Below are 16881 nucleotides of genomic sequence, written 5' to 3'. Positions count from 1 at the left end.
CATGACTGAGCGCAAGGGTGGTCTCGGCCGGGGTCTCGCGGCACTGATCCCGCAGGGACCGGCGGACGGTTCCGGTGGTAGTCCGATGAGGCTGCCGACCGCGTCGCGACCCAAGCCGGCGGCCCCGGCCGGGCCGGAAGCACCGGTCGCGCCCAGCGGCACGGTCGCGGGTGCGGTGTACCGCGAGGTGCCGGTAAGTGCCATCAAGGCCAACCCGAAACAGCCTCGTCAGGTCTTCGACGAGGACGCGCTCGCCGAGCTGGAGCACTCGATCCGCGAGTTCGGGCTCATGCAGCCCATCGTGGTGCGGGAGCTGGGCGAGGAAACCTACGAGCTGGTCATGGGCGAGCGCCGGCTGCGGGCTGCCCAGCGCGCGGAGCTGGCGAAGATCCCGGCCATCGTCCGGCAGACCGCCGACGAGGCGATGCTGCGGGACGCATTGCTGGAGAACATCCACCGCGTGCAGCTGAACCCGCTCGAAGAGGCGGCGGCCTACCAGCAGCTGCTGGAGGAGTTCGCGGTCACCCACGACGAGCTGGCGTCCCGCATCGGGCGCAGCCGTCCGGCCATCACCAACACGATCCGGCTGCTGAAGCTCCCCCTCGCGGTTCAGCGCAGGGTGGCGGCGGGAGTCCTCTCCTCCGGACATGCCCGCGCGTTGCTCGGTCTCGAGGACGCCGGTCAGCAGGAGGAGCTGGCCGCCCGCATCGTCGCCGAGGGGCTGTCGGTGCGGGCCACCGAGGAGGCCGTCGTGCTTCTCAAGGGCCAGGCGCCCGCGAAGCAGAAGGCGGCCCCACAGCGCAGGCCGATACAGGCGCCGGGCCTTCAGGACGTCGCGGACCGGCTCTCCAACACGTTCGACACCCGCGTGAAGGTCGAACTCGGCAAGCGCAAGGGCAAAATCGTGGTCGAGTTCGGGTCCGTGGACGATCTCGAACGTATTGTCGAAATGATGGCCAAAAATGGGGCAAATCGGACTCGTGAAGGGGATTAGGGATCACCCCAGCCCCTTATGTCACGGTGACGATTGCTTTCCGTTGATCAAGAACTACCGAGTGCGAGCGACCGCGAGCTCGATCAAACCGGCGTAGATATCGCCGAGCGAGTGGCCCGCGACCTCCGCCGCCATCGGCAGAAGCGAGGTCTCGGTCAGTCCAGGCGACGAGTTCACCTCGAGGAAGTAGACGGTCCCGTCCGGCGCGACGATCGCGTCGGTCCGGGACACGTCGCGGAGACCAAGTAGCCGGTGCGCGGCCACCGCGAGATCCGCCACCGCGGTGGCGGCGGCATCGTCGAGCCGGGCAGGCCGGTGGAACGTCGTGAGCCCGGCGGTGTACCGAGCGGTGTAGTCGTAGATCCCGGACTCCGGCTCGATCTCCACCGCGGGCAGTGCGACCGGGCCGTCCGAACCCTCGACCACCGCGACCGCCACCTCGACGCCCTCGACGAACCGCTCCGCCAGCACGGTCTCCCCGTACGCGAGACAACCGACCATCGCGGTGGGCAGGTCCGCCGCGTCCCGCACCACCTGGGCGCCGAGCGCCGACCCACCCTGCTCCGGCTTCAGCATCATCGGCAGCCCGAGCCGGTCGACCATCGCGTTCAGCACCGGCTGCGCACCCAGCTCCCGGAACGTGCTGTGCGGCAGCACCACCCAGTCCGGCGTCGCGATGCCGGCGCGGACCAGCTCGGTCTTCGCGGTCGGCTTGTCCCACGCCCGGCGGCACGCGTGCGAGTCCGAGCCCACGTACGGCACACCGAGCATCTCCAGCACGGTCTGCACCGAGCCGCCCTCGCCCTCGACACCGTGCAGTGCCACGACCACCGCGTCCGGCCGGTGGTCCCGCAACCGCTCCAGCAGCGCCGCGTCGGCGTCCCACTCGTCGACCGCCAGCCCTACCGACCGCAGCGCGGCCGACAACCGCCTGCCCGACCGCAGCGACACCTCACGCTCGTGCGACAGACCACCGGACAGCACCGCGACGGCGAGATCGGACACAGCTCGACTCCTCAAGAGACCAGGCACGTCCACTGTGGACAGTGGACGTGCGTTGCCTGCGAGAAAAGGAGGTTACGCGATGTCCGGGCCGGGCACCTGCGGACCGGACGCCGGGCGCTGGTTGACCGGGCCGAACGTGCGGGACAGCTCCAGCTCGGCGGCGAGCACGGCGGCGAGCCTGCGCACACCCTCCTGGATCCGCTCCGGCGTCGGGTAGCAGAACGACAGGCGCAGCTGCCTGCTGCCGAACCCGTCGGCGTAGAACCCGGTGCCGGACACGTACGCGACCCGCGCGGTGACCGCCCTCGGCAACATCGCCTTGGTGTCCACGCCCTCCGGCACGGTCATCCACACGAAGAACCCGCCAGAGGGCACGGTCCACGAGCAGCCTGCCGGCATGTGCTGCTCCAGCCCGGCCAGCATCGCGTCCCGCCGGTCGCGGTACGCCGACTGGAAGGACTTGACCTGTCCCTTCCAGTCGTGCGTCGCGAGGTAGCGCGACACGATCATCTGGTTCAGCGTGGGCGGGCACAGCGTGGCCGACTCGGCGGCCAGCATCAGCTTCTCGCGCACGGCGTGCGGTGCCAGCACCCAGCCGACCCGCAGCCCCGCGGCGAACGTCTTGGAGAACGACCCGAGGTACACCACGTTGTCCGGGTCCATGGACCGCAGCGCGGGGTAGGTCTGGCCGTCGAAGCCGAGCAGCCCGTACGGGTTGTCCTCGACCACCAGCACGTTGTGCTGCCTGCAGATCTCCAGGACCTCCGCGCGCCGGGGCACGGCGAGCGTCACGCCGGCCGGGTTGTGGAAGTTCGGGATCGTGTACAGGAACTTGACCCGCCGCCCGGCCGACTCGGCCGCGGCGAGCGCCTCGCGCAGCGCTTCGGGCACCAGGCCCTCGTCGTCCATCGCCACGTGGACCACGTCGGCCTGGTAGGCGGCGAAGGTGCCGAGGGCACCGACGTAGGACGGGCCTTCGGCCAGCACGACGTCACCGGGATCACAGAAGATCCTCGTCACCATGTCCAGGCCCATCTGCGAGCCGACGGTCACGACGACGTCGTCCGGGTGCCCGGAGACGCCCTCGATGGCCATCACCTCGCAGATCTGGTCCCGCAGCTCGGGCAGGCCGTGTGCGGAGCCGTACTGCAGCGCGACCAGGCCGTCCTTGCTGATGATGTTCGCGACCTCACCCGACAGCGAGTCCAGCGGCAGCGCGGTCAGGTTGGGCATGCCGCCCGCCAGCGAGACCACCTCGGGGCGGCTGGCGACCGCGAAGAGAGCTCGTACCTCGGAGGCCGTCATTCCGGCAGCTCGCGCCGCGTAACGGCGGAGGTGCGGGTCGAGGCTTCTGCTGCCTGCTGGCTCGAGGGACATGTGGGCTCATCTCAGCGGGGGTACGTCGATCGAGTGTAACCATGCCGATATTCCGCTCTTGCCGGTTCCGGCTCGCCGCCAGGCGGGCTTATCCTTGCGTGGCACACGTTGGTCGGGCCGCATGAGGCCCAGGGTGGGAGGTCAGGTGTCGCGACGCGTCGTTGGCGTCACGCTGGACAACCTCGATGATCTTCCCAAGCACAGTCGTTCCTGTGTGTACTGGGAACTCGCGCCGCACCTCAAGGAGCAGGCGGAGGAGTTCGGCACCGCGGAGCTGGAGAAGGAAGCCTGGGTCTCCAGCGTCATGCTCGAATGGGGTTCCTGCGGCCGGATCGTGTACAGCGACAAGCTGCCGGTCGGGTTCGTCCTGTACGCCCCGCCGAACGCGGTGCCGAGGTCGGCCGCGTTCCCGACGTCACCGCCGAGCCCGGACGCGGTCGTGCTGACCGGGTTCTTCGTGCTGCCGGAGTTCCGGCGCGGCGGGCTCGGCCGGATGCTGGTCCAGGCGGTGGCCAAGGACCTGACCAGGCGCGGTGTGAAGGCCATCGAGGCGTTCGGCGACGCGCAGCCCGACGAAGCGGTCTCGTGTGTCGTCCCGTCCGACTTCCTCCTGAGCGTCGGCTTCAAGACCGTCAGGCCGCACGCTCGCTGGCCCCGTCTGCGCCTGGAGCTGCGCTCGGCGCTCGGCTGGAAGGAAGACGTGGAGGCGGCGCTGGAGAGGCTCCTGGGCACCGTTTCGGTGTCCACGGCGAGCCCCGCCCTTCAGCAGCAGTAGCCAGTGACATGAGACAGCCCCCGGGATGACGTCCCGGGGGCTGTTTCATGTGAAACATTGTCGAGCTCTACTCGGCCTTCGCCAGCTCATGTCTGAGCACGTCCGCGAAGGTGAACGTGCCGGTCGGCTGGTCGTTCTGGCCGAGCAGGTAGAGGCGCTTGACCGCGACGAGGATGCCCTCGGCCACCACGTCCCGGAACGACGGGTCGGTCAGGCGGCGGCAGTCGTCGGAGTTGGTCAGGTAGCCGATCTCGACGCGCACGGCCGGGCAACGGGTCAGTCGCAGCGTGTCCCACGTCTTGCGGTGGGCGCGGCAGTCCCGCAGGCCGGTCCGCACGACCAGCTCCCGCTGGATGAAGCCCGCGAGGGTCTCCCCGATGGTCGACGTGCTGCCGGTGGCGTTACCGAAGTGGAAGCTCGCCACGCCCTGCGCCAGCGCTGAGCGGTTGGCGTCCGAGTGCAGCGACAGGAACAGGTCGCCGCCGACCTCGTTCGCGAAGTTCGCGCGCTCTCCCTCGGTCGGGCACTGGTCGGGCCCCCGGGACAGCAGCGCCTGCATGCCGGTCGCGGCCATCTTGCCCTCGAGCCTGCGCGCCAGGTCCCACACGAGCTCGGACTCGTTGACCCCGGCCACCGAAACCCCAGTGTCGGTGGCGCCGTGACCAGGGTCGATGACGATGCGCTTGCCACGAAGCCGAGGGCCCGCCTTGCGGACCCGCTCCTGCTCACGCAGCAACACCGGCGACCCACCGCGGGCTCTCGGCGACAACTGGCGCAGCGCGCGCACGGTCTCCGCGCCGCAGATGCCGTCCACGGTCAGCCCGTAGTCCCGCTGGAAACTCCGCAGCGCCGCCTCGGTCTGCGCGCCGAACACGCCGTTGGCGCGGCCCGCGTCGTAGCCCATCTCCAGCAGGCGTTCCTGCAGCATCATGACGTCGTCACCGCTGACCGGCGACGACACCAGGTACGCGAGTGGCCGCGCCCCCAGCTGGTAGGTGGCGTCCTTCAGCGCGCGGTAGGTGGCCGGGCCGACCAGGCCGTCGGCGATCAGCCCCCGCTGCTGCTGGAACGTGCTCACCGCGTGCTCGACACCGACGTCGTACACCGCCACCTCCGGGGAGGCTGACGAATCCGCCGGCAGGAGACCAAGTCCTGAGAGCGTCGCGCGAATCTCGGCAACTGCCGGTCCCGCGTCACCGCGGCGGAGTACCCGCATGCACCCCTCGCTCGGATCGGGCACCGACCGAGTCGGCGCGAATGTGCCATTCCTGTCGCAGCTTGGCTGCTGGTCCACTATTGTGCCCTGCCGCCAACACTCCGGCTTGCGGGGTCACGTGCCGCGTCCAACCGCTCACCCGGAATGCGCCAACGGCGCACACCCAATAGACGGTGTGCGCCGTTGGTCGGTTGTCACCAGGTCGGTGATCAGGACAGGTAGTCCGAGAGGTCGTTCAGGAGCGCCGCCTTCGGCCGTGCGCCGACGATCTCCTTCACCTTCTCGCCGCCCTTGAAGACCATGAGCGTGGGGATGGAGAGCACCTGGTAGTCCCGCGCGATGGTCGGGTTCGCGTCGACATCCAGCTTCGCGACGGTGAGCTTGTCACCGTGCTCGGCGGCGATCTCCTCGAGCACCGGAGCGACCATCCGGCACGGCCCGCACCAGGTCGCCCAGAAGTCGACGAGCACCGGCTTGTCGCTGTTCAGGACGTCCTCGCTGAAGGACGCGTCGGTGACGGTCACGGTGTTTCCGGCCATGTTGTCTCTCCCTTAATCAATGCCAAGTCAGTTCTGAGTCGGGGCGTAGCCGCCGCCGACGAGTTCTGGTGCCGAACGGGCGTTCGACTCACCGTGTTCGGCGAGCCAGCGTTCCGCGTCGATAGCGGCCGAGCAACCGGAGCCCGCCGCGGTGATCGCCTGCCGGTAGGTGTGGTCGACCAGGTCACCGGCGGCGAACACGCCGTCGACGTTGGTGTACGTCGACTGCCCGCGCACCTGGACGTAGCCGTCGGCGTCCACCTCCACCTGGCCCTTGACGAGCGAACTGCGCGGGTCGTGCCCGATGGCCATGAACAGGCCGGTCACGTCCAGCACCGATTCCTCCCCGGTCACCGTGTTCCGCAGCCGCACGCCGGAGACGCTGCCGTCGCCGACCACACCGAGTACTTCGGAGTCGAGCTGCCAGCGGATTTTCTCGTTCGCCTTCGCGCGCTCGAGCATGATCCGCGACGCCCGGAACTCCTGGCGCCGGTGGATGATCGTGACCGACTTCGCGAACTTGGTCAGGAACGTGGCCTCCTCCATCGCGGAGTCGCCGCCACCCACCACGGCGATGTCCTGGTCGCGGAAGAAGAACCCGTCACAGGTGGCACACGCGGACACGCCGTGCCCGAGCAGCTCCTGCTCGCCGGGCACGTGCAGGTACCGCGCCGCGGCCCCCATCGCGAGGATGATCGTCTTCGCGCCGTACCGGACGCCGTTCGCGGTGACGTACTTCACGGTGCCGTCGAGCTGGATGTCCTCGACATCCTCGGCCCGCAGCTCGGCGCCGAAGCGCTCGGCCTGCGACCGCATCTGCTCCATCAGGTCGGGGCCCATGATGCCGTCGCGGAAGCCCGGGTAGTTCTCCACCTCGGTCGTGGTCATGAGGGCGCCGCCGAACTGCGTGCCCTCGAAGACCAGCGGTTCGAGCTGGGCGCGAGCCGCGTAGACGGCCGCCGTGTAGCCGGCCGGGCCGGACCCGACGATGATGACGTCGCGGACGTTCTCGGACATCAGACCTCCGAAGCGGGGCGCTCGTTGATGCGCACTCGTGTAACACGATCGTAGGTGCCAGTTGTTCCACGCGTGCGTGGTGACCGGTCGCACGCCCGCTCGACCAGGCTCGGACACGTGAATGAGCCGGGTGCGGACGGTGGGTCCGCACCCGGCTCATTCGATGAACGTGCGTGATGTCAGCCGAGCGACGTGTCGGTGATGAGGTCGCCTTCGCAGTCCGGCGAGACGATGACCAGCCGATATCGGTGGTCGTCCTCGCCGCCGGCGAGCAGCGCGGCGACACCCTCCTTGCCGTCGAGCGCCACCTCCCGCGCGCCGATGACCGACGGATTCTCGATCCCCTTCGAGGACAGGCAGTCAGTGAGACCCTGCTCATCCTCCAGTGGGCCGTAGTCCTCCTGGCCGGTCAGGCCGTTGATGGCGGGGCCGAGGTTGTCGGCCTCCAGTGCGAGCGGGGGCGCGTCACCCGGCGCCGCACCGTCCGGATTGTCCTGCGACGTGTTGCCACCGTCGTCGGCCTGCGGTGTGCCGCCGGTCTGCTGCTCCCCCGGCAGCGCGATGAACGCGACCGCGACCACGGCGGCCGCGGCGGTCACGAGCCCGCCCATCCACCCCAGCCTGCGGTTGCGCCTGCGGCGGGCCTCCGCCATGTCGGAGACCGGTGCGATGCCAGGGCGTGCCGCCGCCGGCATGGTCCTGGCCGCCTCGGCCGCGAGCGCGGTGTCGAGCCGGGCCGCGAAGTGTGCAGGCATCGGTTCGAAGGACCCGTCACCGAGCCCGCCGAGGTCGTGTCTGACGCTCTCCAGGGCGGCGAGGATCGCCTGCGCCTCGGGATCGTTGTTGACGCGTGCCCACAGCGCCGAGGACTGCCTGGCGTCCAGCGCCCCCGCGTGCAGGTCGGCAAGCACATCGACAGACCAAGGCGGCCCATTGGGCGCACCCGTCCCCCTCGTGCTGTCCGTCATCGTCCCTCCCAGCGGCGCCGCACCGGCACATCTCGCCCTTCAACAGCGCCATCTGGGACGTTCGCATCTGCATCGGGGTTCCGCAGATGACCCAGAACTTTGGCCAGCTTGGCGCGACCCCGCGCGCATCGGCTCTTCACGGTGCCCTCCGCGATGCCGAGCATCTTGGCGGTTTCCGCCACCGAGTAGCCCTCGACGTCGACGAGCAGGATCGGCACCCGCTGGTCCTCGGACAGCTGGCTGAGCGCGGTCTGGACGACGAGCTTGGTCTCCCGCTCGGACATCGTGTCCCGGGGAGCGACCGGCTCACCCGGCCCGGTCTCCGGCAGTGGCACGGTCGGCCTGGCCTGCCGGCGCCGCACCCGGTCCAGGCACGCGTTCACCACGATCCGGTGCAGCCAGGTGGTCACCTGCGACTCGGCCCGGAACGACGCCGCCGCGCGGAACGCGGAGATGAACGCCTCCTGGAGCGCATCGGAGGCTTCTTCAGGGTCCCGGAGGGTGCGCAGGGCGACCGCCCACATCCGATCACGGTGCCGGCGGACCAGCTCACCGAAGGCACGCGGATCCCCCGCGGCATGCGCCGCGATGAGGTCGGCGTCCGAGCTGGCAGCGGTGGTCACGTGAGGAGGATATCGGTCGGCGTTTCACCTGTTCTCGGTGTGGCCCCGGCCACGTGCGGCTCGGTCACCGCGCACGGATGAACTGCACCTCGGCCAGCGAGGATTTGTTGCCCTCGCCCAACTGCGTGATCCAGACCAGGAGGTACTGGGTCGGTTCGGCGCTGGCGAGCTGGATCTCCGTCTTGCCGCCCTGCAGGGTGGCCTGGCCGATGATCTTGGTGTCCTCGATCTTGGGCTCGCCGGAGGGCGCGGTCCGGATCTGCACGACCGTGTCCGGACTCGGCGAGTCGATCACCACGGACGCGAACTGCACCGACTCCGCGAACGACGCCATCAGGCCGACGCCGGGCTTGAGCACCGGGAACTGCTGCTCGTAGGTGTCGGTGCGCCATTCCGTACCCGGGTCGCCGTCGGTGGCGAGACCGGCGCGGCGCGGGTTGTCCGGGGTGCCGCCGATGTTGAACACCTCGACCGACGCGGGCTGGATCGGGCCGGCTGGCTTCGGCGCCGGCGGCGGCTCGTTGCCGTCGGACGGGGTCGGCTGCTCGACCACGACGGCGTTGCCGCCGCCGCTGGTGTCCTCGCTGAAGAAGTCGATCAGCAGGGTGCCGAGCCAGGCGAGGATGCCAACCACGGCGATCGCGAGCGCCGTGACGCCGATCGCGAGCTTGCGCCTGCGTGCCTTGTCGCGGGTCGGGGGCCGGGTGGTCCACACCGGGCCGCCCTCGCCATCGTCGGCAGGCTCGGAGACCGGGCCGAGGAACTCGGTGCGCTCCGCCGAACTCGCCGCCTCCTCGAGTACCGCGAGCAGTGTGGCGCTGGTGTGGATGCCGCCGATCTGCGTGTCCTCGAGGCTGCGGATCGCGACCGTCGACAGTTCCGGCGGGATGAACGCGGCGAGGATGTGCGGCGGCACGATCAAGCCGTCCGGCGTGACCGGCGCGGGCGGGATGGCCTCTGGACCGCCTGGCAGCGGCCAGCGGCCGGTGATCAGCAGGTACAGGATCGCGCCGAGGCCCCGCACGTCGTCGCGCGGCACGGCCTCCGGCAGCGGGCCGGGGAACGCGAGCCGCAGCATGCCGTCGACCCCGACGCGGATGCGCTGCGGGTGGTCGACGCCGAGCACGAGACCCGCGTGGTGGGCGCGTTCGACCGCGGCGGCCAGCGGTTCGAGGAGTCTGGCCGCGTTGGCGGCGGGCAGCGGGTGCTCGGCGATCACGTCGATCAGATCGGTGCCGGTGGTCCAGTCCGCGACCACGATGCCGAGCAGGCCCTCACCGGGGGAGACGCCGTTGCCGAGGGTCAGCACGTCCAGCACGCGGGCGGTGGCGGGATGGGTGAACGCGGCGGCGTGCGCGGCCCGCTCCAGGGTCCGGCGCGCGGCCTGTGCACGGGGGCCGTCCTGCGGGTCACCGACGAGCACGGTCAGGGCGACGTCGCGGCGCAGCTGTCCGTCGCGGGCCCGCCAGAGGTGCGCCTCGGCGCGCAGGTCGTGTCCGAACTGCGCGAGCAGGCGGTAGCGACCGTCACCGATGACGGCTCCGGGCAGCAGGAAACCCTCCCCGCCTGGTTCTCCGCCGGGGGGCAACTCGCCGGTCAAGGACTCGGTTCGTCTCGTGGTCACTGCTCTCTCCCCGCCCAGCGCCCCAGCGCGCGGCAGACACCCTTCGTCGTGGTGATTGTTAAAACGAGGGTACGTGACGTCGGTTCGTTCTTCCTGTCGTTGCTGTTACCCGCGACGCACCAGACGGGTGATTCGTTGCGTCGCCGGCTGAAGTTCCGGCACACGGAACGCCGCGAGCAGCCCAAAAGCTACAACAGCGGTCACGAGTCCCTGCACCACAAGGTGGATCCACGCGGTGAGCCGCGGCCCCGCCCCGCCGATGACCATGTCGACGAGCAGGGTCGCACCCCACGCGGCGAGCACGCCCGCGACACCGGCGACGATCGTCTGCATGATCACCTTGACCACTCGCATGCTCTGCAGCCTGCCGAGCCGCACCCACAGCCACATCTGGCCGAGCACCGCGCCAACCACGTAGGTGAGCGAGTTCACCAGCAGCACGCCGATCACCACGTCCTCCGGCCGCAGCTGGTCGGCGCAGAAGTACAGCATCGGGATCTTCACCACGATCATCACGATCATGATCAGCGTCGGGGTGCGGGCGTCCTTCATCGCGTAGAACACCCGCAGCTGCAGCATGACCAGCGCGTACGGCAGGATCCCGAACGCCGAGAACGCCAGCGCGTCACCGAGCCGGGCCGCGTCGGTGACGTCGGCCTCACCGACGCCGAACAACGCGATGCCGACCGAGGTGCCCGCGATCGTCAGGATGGCGCTGATCGGCACCAGCATCACCGTCGACAGCCTGCTGCCCAGCGACAGGTCCTCGATCAGCTTCTTGGTGTCGCCGTCGGCGGCCGACCGGGAGAGCCTCGGCATGATCGCGGTCAGCAGGGACACGCCGATCACCCCGTACGGCAGCTGGAACAGCAGCCACGCGTTCGCGTAGATCGAGGCGCCGCCGTCCGCGCCGGCGGTCAGCACCCGGAGGGTGATCACCATGCCGACCTGGCTGACCGCCACGTACCCGAGGATCCACAGCGCGAGACCGCCGAACTCCCGCAGGCGCTCGTCGATCCCCCACGTCCAGCGGTACCGGAACCCGGTCCGCCGCAGCGCGGGCAACAGGACCAGCGCCTGCACGACGATGCCGAACGTCACGCCGAGGCCGAGCACGAGCAGCTTCGCGTCACCCATGCGCACCGGGTCCAGCGAGATCTCACCCGGCACGATCGCGTAGACGCCGATGGTCAGCATGATGACCAGGTTGTTGATCACCGGTGCCCACGCCGGCGGGCCGAACACGTGCTTGGCCTGCAGGATCGCCGACAACAGGGCGAACAGGCCGTAGAAGACGATCTCCGGCAGCAGCAGGTAGGCGAACGCGGTGGCCAGTTCGCTGTTGGCCTTGCCGGTCGAGTCGTCCATGTACAGGCCGGTGAGCAGCGGCGCCGCGGCGACCGCGACCACCGTGCCGGCCAGCAGCATGGTCATGCCGACGGTCAGCAGCCGGTTCGTGTACTCCCGGCCGCCGTCGTGGTCGTCTTGTGAGCGGACCAGCAGTGGCACCACGATGCTCGCCAGCACGCCGCCGAGCAGCAGCTCGTAGACGATGTTGGGCAGCGTGTTGGCCACCGTGAACGAGTCGTTGACGACCGCGAGGCCCGCCACCCAGGCGAGCTGGATCTTCCACACGAAGCCGGTGATGCGGCTGACCAGCGTCGCGATCGCCATCGAGCCGCTCGCCTTGGCGAGCGACGGTGGCTTCTCCCGCGGTGGTGGGCCCACGGACTGTGATTGTGACCCGAGGCGCCGGGTCGTGTCGCCGCTACGGGTCAACGATTTCCTCACTCGCCATCTCGCCCCGGGCACGTGCCGCCCTGACCCGGCGGAAGATACGCACCCCGACGAGCAACACGAGCACCGCGCCTGCCGTACCGGTCACGGCGACGCTGATGATGCCGTACGAGGTCGAGTTCAGTTCCAGCCGCACCGTCTCACCGAGCGGCGTGCCACCCGGGGTGGACAGCCGGACGTCAACCGTGAACCGGCCGGACCGGGACACGTCGGCCTGGATGTACTGGCTCGACGAGGCCCGCGCCGGTACCCGGATGTCCCGGATCGGCTCGGGGCGCAGGCCGGGCACCGGGCTCAGCGTGATCCGCACGACGATCGCGACGGGCAGCTTGTTGTCGATCTTGATCGGGATCGGGCTGTCGCCGGACGCGAGCGAGTACGGGCGGCCCGGGTTGTTGACCACGACCAGGTCCCGCAGCGCGTCGAGCTGGTCCTCCACGAAGCCGACGGTATTGAGAGCGTCGTCGCTGCGGCCGCGCCACGCGGTCGACACCCCGCGCAGCAGGCCGTACTGCAGCGGCGTGAGCAGCTGGTTCGGGTCGACCTGCGTGGTGTTGTCCTCGGCCATCGAGTCGAGCATGTCCCGCTTGGTCGCGTTGATCCGCATGACGTCCGAGGTGACCTGCGTCGGGATCTCCTGCGCGGAGTCCTGCGCGGTGTAGGAGAGGCTCTCCGCGGTGCCGCCGTCCGGCGCGGCGACCGCCTGGTCGAGCGACATCGGCGTGGTGAACCCCTCGTCGAACAGCTGCCCGGCGATCGACAGGAACCGCGCCAGCTCGCTGTTCGACGCGAGCCACCGCCGAGGGGGCGTGACCAGCACCTGGCCACCGACCCGCTCGTCGAACGCGGCGCGGTAGGTCAGCGCGGCGAGCCCGCTCTGCACGGAGACGCCGGTGTTGCCGCCGATGGGCGCGCGCGAGCTGTTCGGCCGGGCGAGCGCGTCGGACACCAGCGAGTCGACCGGCAGCGCGCGGACCGGGTTGGCGGTCTGCGCGGCGTCGATCGAGTAGGGGGCGCGGCCCTCCACCCTCTGCAGGTGCGCCGGATCGGCCAGGATCGTCGCCTGCCCGCCCGCCGACAGGCTGACCAGCGTGTTCTGGTCGAAGGAGCCACCGGCTGGCCAGTAGACGTCCTTGATCGGCTGCACCGACAGGAGCCTCGCCGTGATCGCCGTACTGCTGGGCACGGCCAGCTGGATCAGGTCGGCCGCGCCCGCACGGGACAGCGCGGACAGGTCGGCGTCCGAGTACGGCACGGAGACGACGCAGTGGCCCTTGGTCAGGTCCTGGACGCGGGTGAGCCAGTCGGCGGCGGCCTGCGCGCCCTTGCCCTCGACGAGCTGACCGTTGGTGGTCCGCACCCGGTAGCCCTCCGTCATCTTCGAGACGGTTTCGAGCAGGTCGGGGTCGACCGCGAAACAGACCGACCGCAGCAGCTGGGGGTTCGTGGCCGTCGCCGTGCCCACCGAGTTGACCAGGTTGAACAGGCGCCCACCCGCGGCGAGGGACTCGGCGAGTTCGTCGTCGGCGAGCAACACGCTGTTGTCGGTCACGGACAGTGCCCTCGGCCGCTCGTCCAGCAGCGGCCACAAGATCGTCACCTCGGGTGGCGACGGTTTCGGGTTCGCCTTCGAACCACCCGGCACCGAAAGGACCGGCAGCGGGAACGACACCGCCGCGAGCCGGGCTGGGTCGCTGTAGTCCGGCGTGCCGTTCACGTTCACCAGCAGCGGGTACACGCCGGGCTCGTCGAGGTCCAGGGTCCGCCCCTCGCCCCGGACCGGGATGGTGACCGAGATGTCGGCGCTGTCGCCGGGCTGGAGCGACTCGCTGACGTTCCTGAAGTCGCCGACCGCGTTGTCGGTCGTCTGGTTCTGCAGGTCGCGCAGCGCGCGGTCGGAGTCGATCGCCTCGCCGCGCTGCAGCCGGACGCGGACGTCCTCGATGCGGCGGTCACCGATGTTGGTGACCTTGCCGGTGACCGTGACCTCCTGCGTCGCGGCCGTGACCACTCTCGGCGTGAGCCCGTCGACCATCAGCTCCATGCGGGACTGCTCGCCACCGGCGGGCGGCAGCGGCTGCCCGATCGGCTGGGCCGAGGCGGGTTCCGCCGCCGTGAGCGGTGCGGACAGTGCGAGCAGTGCGGACGCGAGCAGTCCCGCACCCGCCCGCCAGCCGCGCGTCATGGTTGGTCAGCCTCCATCAGCCTCGACCGGTAGATCCTCGGTGCTTTCCTCGTGGCGGAGCGCGAGGAGTTCGAGCGCCTTGCGGACGAGGCGTCGCTCGTCCGCGTACGCAAGTCTGCCCTCCAGCTCGTCCAGCGCGACCCAGTCCACCTCGGTCACCTCGACGTCCTCGTCACAGAGTTCGCCACCGCGCTCCTCCATGAGGAAGTGGTGCACGGTCTTGTGGATCCTGCGGCGTTCCGCGACGAACCAGTAGTCGATGCTGCCGAGCGGTTGGATTATCTCGCCCACGATGCCGGTCTCTTCCCCGACCTCCCGCACGGCGGTCTGCTCCGCGGTCTCACCCTCCTCGATGTGGCCTTTCGGCAGCGACCACAGGAGCCGTCCGCGCCGGTCGAGACGCCCGATGAGAACGACCTTGTCGCGCGCGACGTTGATCACGACCCCGCCCGCCGACGTCTCGGCGACCGCGGACATGCGCCGCCCGCGCCGCCTGCCGCGGCGGCCCGACCGGGCGCCACGCGACCTGCCGGACGACGGGGGCATGTTCGCGATCGTAATGCGGGGATGGCGTCCGGGGTTGCCCGATCAGCGGCAGTTACGCTCGTTCATCGTGTCCAAGTCCAACACCGTCGACGCAAGTACCCGTGATCCGGAGGACCAGGTGCACTTCGCGAAGCCTGCGGAGCGAACCGTTCAACACTTCCCTGTGGCCGACGAGCTGGCTTCCCGGTTCACCGAAGCGGGACACCAGCTCTACCTCGTCGGCGGCACGGTGCGCGACGCGATGTTGGACCGGCTGGGCAACGACCTCGACTTCGCCACCGACGCGCGGCCGGAGCGGGTGCGTGAGCTGCTGACCGGGTGGGCTGAGGCGATCTGGGACACCGGCATCGCGTTCGGCACCATGGGCGCGACCAAGCGCGGCGCCACCGTGGAGATCACCACGTTCCGGTCCGACGCCTACGACCGGATGAGCCGCAACCCCGAGGTGAGTTTCGGCAGGTCGATCGAGGACGACCTGGTCCGCCGCGACTTCACGGTCAACGCGATGGCCATCGACATGGCGACGAAGAAGTTCGTCGACCCGCACGACGGCCGGGGCGCGTTGAAGCGGCGGGTGCTCGACACGCCCGCCACGCCGCAGGAGTCGTTCGCCGACGACCCGCTGCGGATGATGCGCGCGGTCCGGTTCGTGAGCCAGCTCGGCTTCACGCCAGCCCCGCGCGTGCTCGCCGCGATCCGCGAGATGGCAGGCGAGATCGAGCGGATCACCGCCGAGCGGATCCAGACGGAGCTGTCGAAGCTGCTGTGCGGGCGGTACCCGCGGCGCGGCATCGAGCTGATGGTCGACACCGGCCTCGCCGGCCACGTGCTGCCCGAGCTGCCCGAGATGCGGCTGGAGATCGACGAGCACCACCAGCACAAGGACGTCTACCAGCATTCGCTCGTGGTGCTGGAGCAGGCGATCGACCTCGAGGAGCCGGATACCGAGCCGGACCTGGTGCTGCGGCTCGCCGCGCTGCTGCACGACATCGGCAAGCCGCCGACGCGGAAGTTCGTCGACGGTGGCGGCGTGAGCTTCCACCACCACGAGGTCGTGGGCGCCAAGATGGTCCGCAAGCGTTTGCGCACCCTGCGGTACTCGAAGGAGATCGTCGAGGACGTCGCCCAGCTCGTGTACCTCCACCTGCGGTTCCACGGCTACGGCAAGGGTGAGTGGACCGACTCGGCGGTGCGCAGGTACGTGACAGACGCCGGCCCCCTGTTGTCCCGGCTGCACAAGCTGGTGCGCGCCGACTGCACGACCCGCAACCGGCGCAAGGCGGCCGCGCTGCAGCGCACCTACGACGACCTCGAAGAGCGGATCGCCAGGATCGCCGCCGACGAGGACCTGGCGCGGGTGCGCCCGGACCTGGACGGCAACGAGATCATGCGGCTGCTTGACCTGCCGCCGGGGCCGCTGGTCGGCATGGCGTGGCGCCACCTCAAGGAACTGCGCCTCGACCGCGGCCCGCTTGACCACGACGAGGCGATCGCCGAGCTGCGCAAGTGGGCGGCGGAAAACCTCACGCCACCGGCCGGGTCCTGAGCCGGCGCGGCGACCCGGAGCAGGTCAGCCGGCTCGCTGAGCTCGCCTGCTGACCAGTTCGAAGCCCGTGATCCCGGCCAGGTACACGACGGTGGCCGCCACGATGAGTGCCACCGACTCGCCGTTGGCCGGGATCACGGTGGCCGCGATGGCCACCGCAATCGCTTGCGTGATGTTGAACAGCATGTCGTAGAGGGCGAACACCCGGCCGCGGGTCTCGTCCCCGATGTCGCGCTGCACGGCCGCGTCCACGCACAGCTTCACGACCTGTCCCGTGTAGGCGATCACGAACGCGGCGACCAGTGTGGTCGGCAGGATCATCGGCAGGCCGAGCGCGAACTGGGACAGCGCGGCCACCCCGAGCGCGACGAACACCGTCCGCTTGCGGCCGAGGCTCGTGACGAGGCGGGCGGTGGTGAGACCGGCGATGAAGATGCCGATGCCGCCCGCGCCGAGCACCACCCCGAGTCCCGGCAGGCCGGCCTGGATCGGGCCCCAGTCCTCGAAGCTGTAGCGCATCAGGATCACGGTCATCAGCAGCGAGATCCCGAACGAGGCGCGGTGTGCGAGCAGCGCGCAGAACCCGGCGGCGACGGTCGGCGTGCGCGCGGCGACCCTGGCGCCGTCGAACAGTCCGTGCGCGACGGCCGCGACCGCGGTGGCCGGCTC

The 16881-nt window shown here is 70.0% G+C and carries 14 protein-coding genes and 1 pseudogene; 3 read left to right on the top strand and 12 right to left on the bottom strand.

Translation table 11 applies throughout. From position 1 onward, the window contains the following. Nucleotide 1: 1 nt before the first annotated feature. Entirely contained in the window at nucleotides 2–994 is a 993-nt protein-coding gene (locus WBA97_RS29390) for a ParB/RepB/Spo0J family partition protein (protein WP_424234202.1), read from the top strand. Nucleotides 995–1048: 54 nt separating this feature from the next. Here the strand turns inward: WBA97_RS29390 and WBA97_RS29385 are convergent, their stop codons facing one another. Continuing rightward, entirely contained in the window at nucleotides 1049–1999 is a 951-nt protein-coding gene (locus tag WBA97_RS29385) for a D-alanine--D-alanine ligase family protein (RefSeq protein WP_424234201.1), read from the bottom strand. Between the two features lie 72 nt (nucleotides 2000–2071). Next, nucleotides 2072–3376 carry a PLP-dependent aminotransferase family protein gene (locus WBA97_RS29380; RefSeq protein ID WP_424234200.1) on the bottom strand — a complete coding sequence of 435 codons (1305 nt, stop codon included), beginning with the start codon at nucleotides 3374–3376 and terminating at the stop codon, nucleotides 2072–2074. Between the two features lie 145 nt (nucleotides 3377–3521). Here WBA97_RS29380 and WBA97_RS29375 point away from each other — a divergent pair, with 145 nt between their 5' ends. After that, nucleotides 3522–4151, top strand: coding sequence for a GNAT family N-acetyltransferase (locus tag WBA97_RS29375; RefSeq protein WP_424234199.1), 630 nt, complete (start codon nucleotides 3522–3524; stop codon nucleotides 4149–4151). Between the two features lie 67 nt (nucleotides 4152–4218). Here WBA97_RS29375 and WBA97_RS29370 read toward each other — a convergent pair whose 3' ends face one another. From WBA97_RS29370 to WBA97_RS29330, 9 genes are all read right to left on the bottom strand, one after another. Further along, a complete protein-coding gene (locus tag WBA97_RS29370; RefSeq protein WP_424234198.1) occupies nucleotides 4219–5367 on the bottom strand; it encodes an N-acetylmuramoyl-L-alanine amidase in 1149 nt (382 codons plus the stop codon). A gap of 209 nt (nucleotides 5368–5576) precedes the next feature. Continuing rightward, entirely contained in the window at nucleotides 5577–5906 is a 330-nt protein-coding gene (trxA, locus tag WBA97_RS29365; RefSeq protein ID WP_424234197.1) for a thioredoxin, read from the bottom strand. A 27-nt stretch (nucleotides 5907–5933) separates the two neighbouring features. Next, on the bottom strand, nucleotides 5934–6923 hold the full coding sequence (trxB, locus tag WBA97_RS29360; protein ID WP_424234196.1) for a thioredoxin-disulfide reductase: 990 nt from the start codon (nucleotides 6921–6923) through the stop codon (nucleotides 5934–5936). Nucleotides 6924–7102: 179 nt separating this feature from the next. Further along, on the bottom strand, nucleotides 7103–7834 hold the full coding sequence (locus tag WBA97_RS29355) for an anti-sigma factor family protein (protein ID WP_424234195.1): 732 nt from the start codon (nucleotides 7832–7834) through the stop codon (nucleotides 7103–7105). Between the two features lie 53 nt (nucleotides 7835–7887). Further along, nucleotides 7888–8514 (bottom strand): RNA polymerase sigma factor SigM, encoded by a 627-nt coding sequence (sigM, locus tag WBA97_RS29350; RefSeq protein ID WP_424234194.1) that lies wholly within the window; start codon nucleotides 8512–8514, stop codon nucleotides 7888–7890. A gap of 64 nt (nucleotides 8515–8578) precedes the next feature. After that, entirely contained in the window at nucleotides 8579–10138 is a 1560-nt protein-coding gene (locus tag WBA97_RS29345) for a protein kinase family protein (RefSeq protein ID WP_424234193.1), read from the bottom strand. Between the two features lie 105 nt (nucleotides 10139–10243). Beyond that, a complete protein-coding gene (murJ, locus tag WBA97_RS29340; protein ID WP_424234192.1) occupies nucleotides 10244–11866 on the bottom strand; it encodes a murein biosynthesis integral membrane protein MurJ in 1623 nt (540 codons plus the stop codon). 40 nt (nucleotides 11867–11906) lie between these two features. Beyond that, nucleotides 11907–14120, bottom strand: coding sequence for a DUF6049 family protein (locus tag WBA97_RS29335; protein ID WP_424234191.1), 2214 nt, complete (start codon nucleotides 14118–14120; stop codon nucleotides 11907–11909). 6 nt (nucleotides 14121–14126) lie between these two features. Continuing rightward, complete coding sequence (locus WBA97_RS29330) at nucleotides 14127–14666, bottom strand: NUDIX hydrolase (RefSeq protein WP_424234190.1); 540 nt, start codon at nucleotides 14664–14666, stop codon at nucleotides 14127–14129. Nucleotides 14667–14784: 118 nt separating this feature from the next. Here WBA97_RS29330 and WBA97_RS29325 point away from each other — a divergent pair, with 118 nt between their 5' ends. Beyond that, complete coding sequence (locus tag WBA97_RS29325) at nucleotides 14785–16212, top strand: CCA tRNA nucleotidyltransferase (protein ID WP_424234221.1); 1428 nt, start codon at nucleotides 14785–14787, stop codon at nucleotides 16210–16212. Nucleotides 16213–16236: 24 nt separating this feature from the next. Here WBA97_RS29325 and WBA97_RS29320 read toward each other — a convergent pair. Beyond that, nucleotides 16237–16881, bottom strand: a pseudogene (locus WBA97_RS29320) (MFS transporter); the annotation flags it as partial.

The organism is Actinophytocola sp. (genome assembly GCF_049647105.1).
Taxonomy (GTDB): domain Bacteria; phylum Actinomycetota; class Actinomycetes; order Mycobacteriales; family Pseudonocardiaceae; genus Actinophytocola.
Note: the sequence above shows the minus strand (reverse complement) of the source record. Positions and strands in the feature narration are given on the sequence as shown.

Coding starts and splice junctions, on each gene's coding strand:
- WBA97_RS29390 (WP_424234202.1), top strand. CDS start 2: ATGACTGAGCGCAAGGGTGGTCTCGGCCGGGGTCTCGCGGCACTGATC.
- WBA97_RS29380 (WP_424234200.1), bottom strand. CDS start 3,376: ATGTCCCTCGAGCCAGCAGGCAGCAGAAGCCTCGACCCGCACCTCCGC.
- WBA97_RS29370 (WP_424234198.1), bottom strand. CDS start 5,367: ATGCGGGTACTCCGCCGCGGTGACGCGGGACCGGCAGTTGCCGAGATT.
- trxA (WP_424234197.1), bottom strand. CDS start 5,906: ATGGCCGGAAACACCGTGACCGTCACCGACGCGTCCTTCAGCGAGGAC.
- trxB (WP_424234196.1), bottom strand. CDS start 6,923: ATGTCCGAGAACGTCCGCGACGTCATCATCGTCGGGTCCGGCCCGGCC.
- WBA97_RS29335 (WP_424234191.1), bottom strand. CDS start 14,120: ATGACGCGCGGCTGGCGGGCGGGTGCGGGACTGCTCGCGTCCGCACTG.
- WBA97_RS29330 (WP_424234190.1), bottom strand. CDS start 14,666: ATGCCCCCGTCGTCCGGCAGGTCGCGTGGCGCCCGGTCGGGCCGCCGC.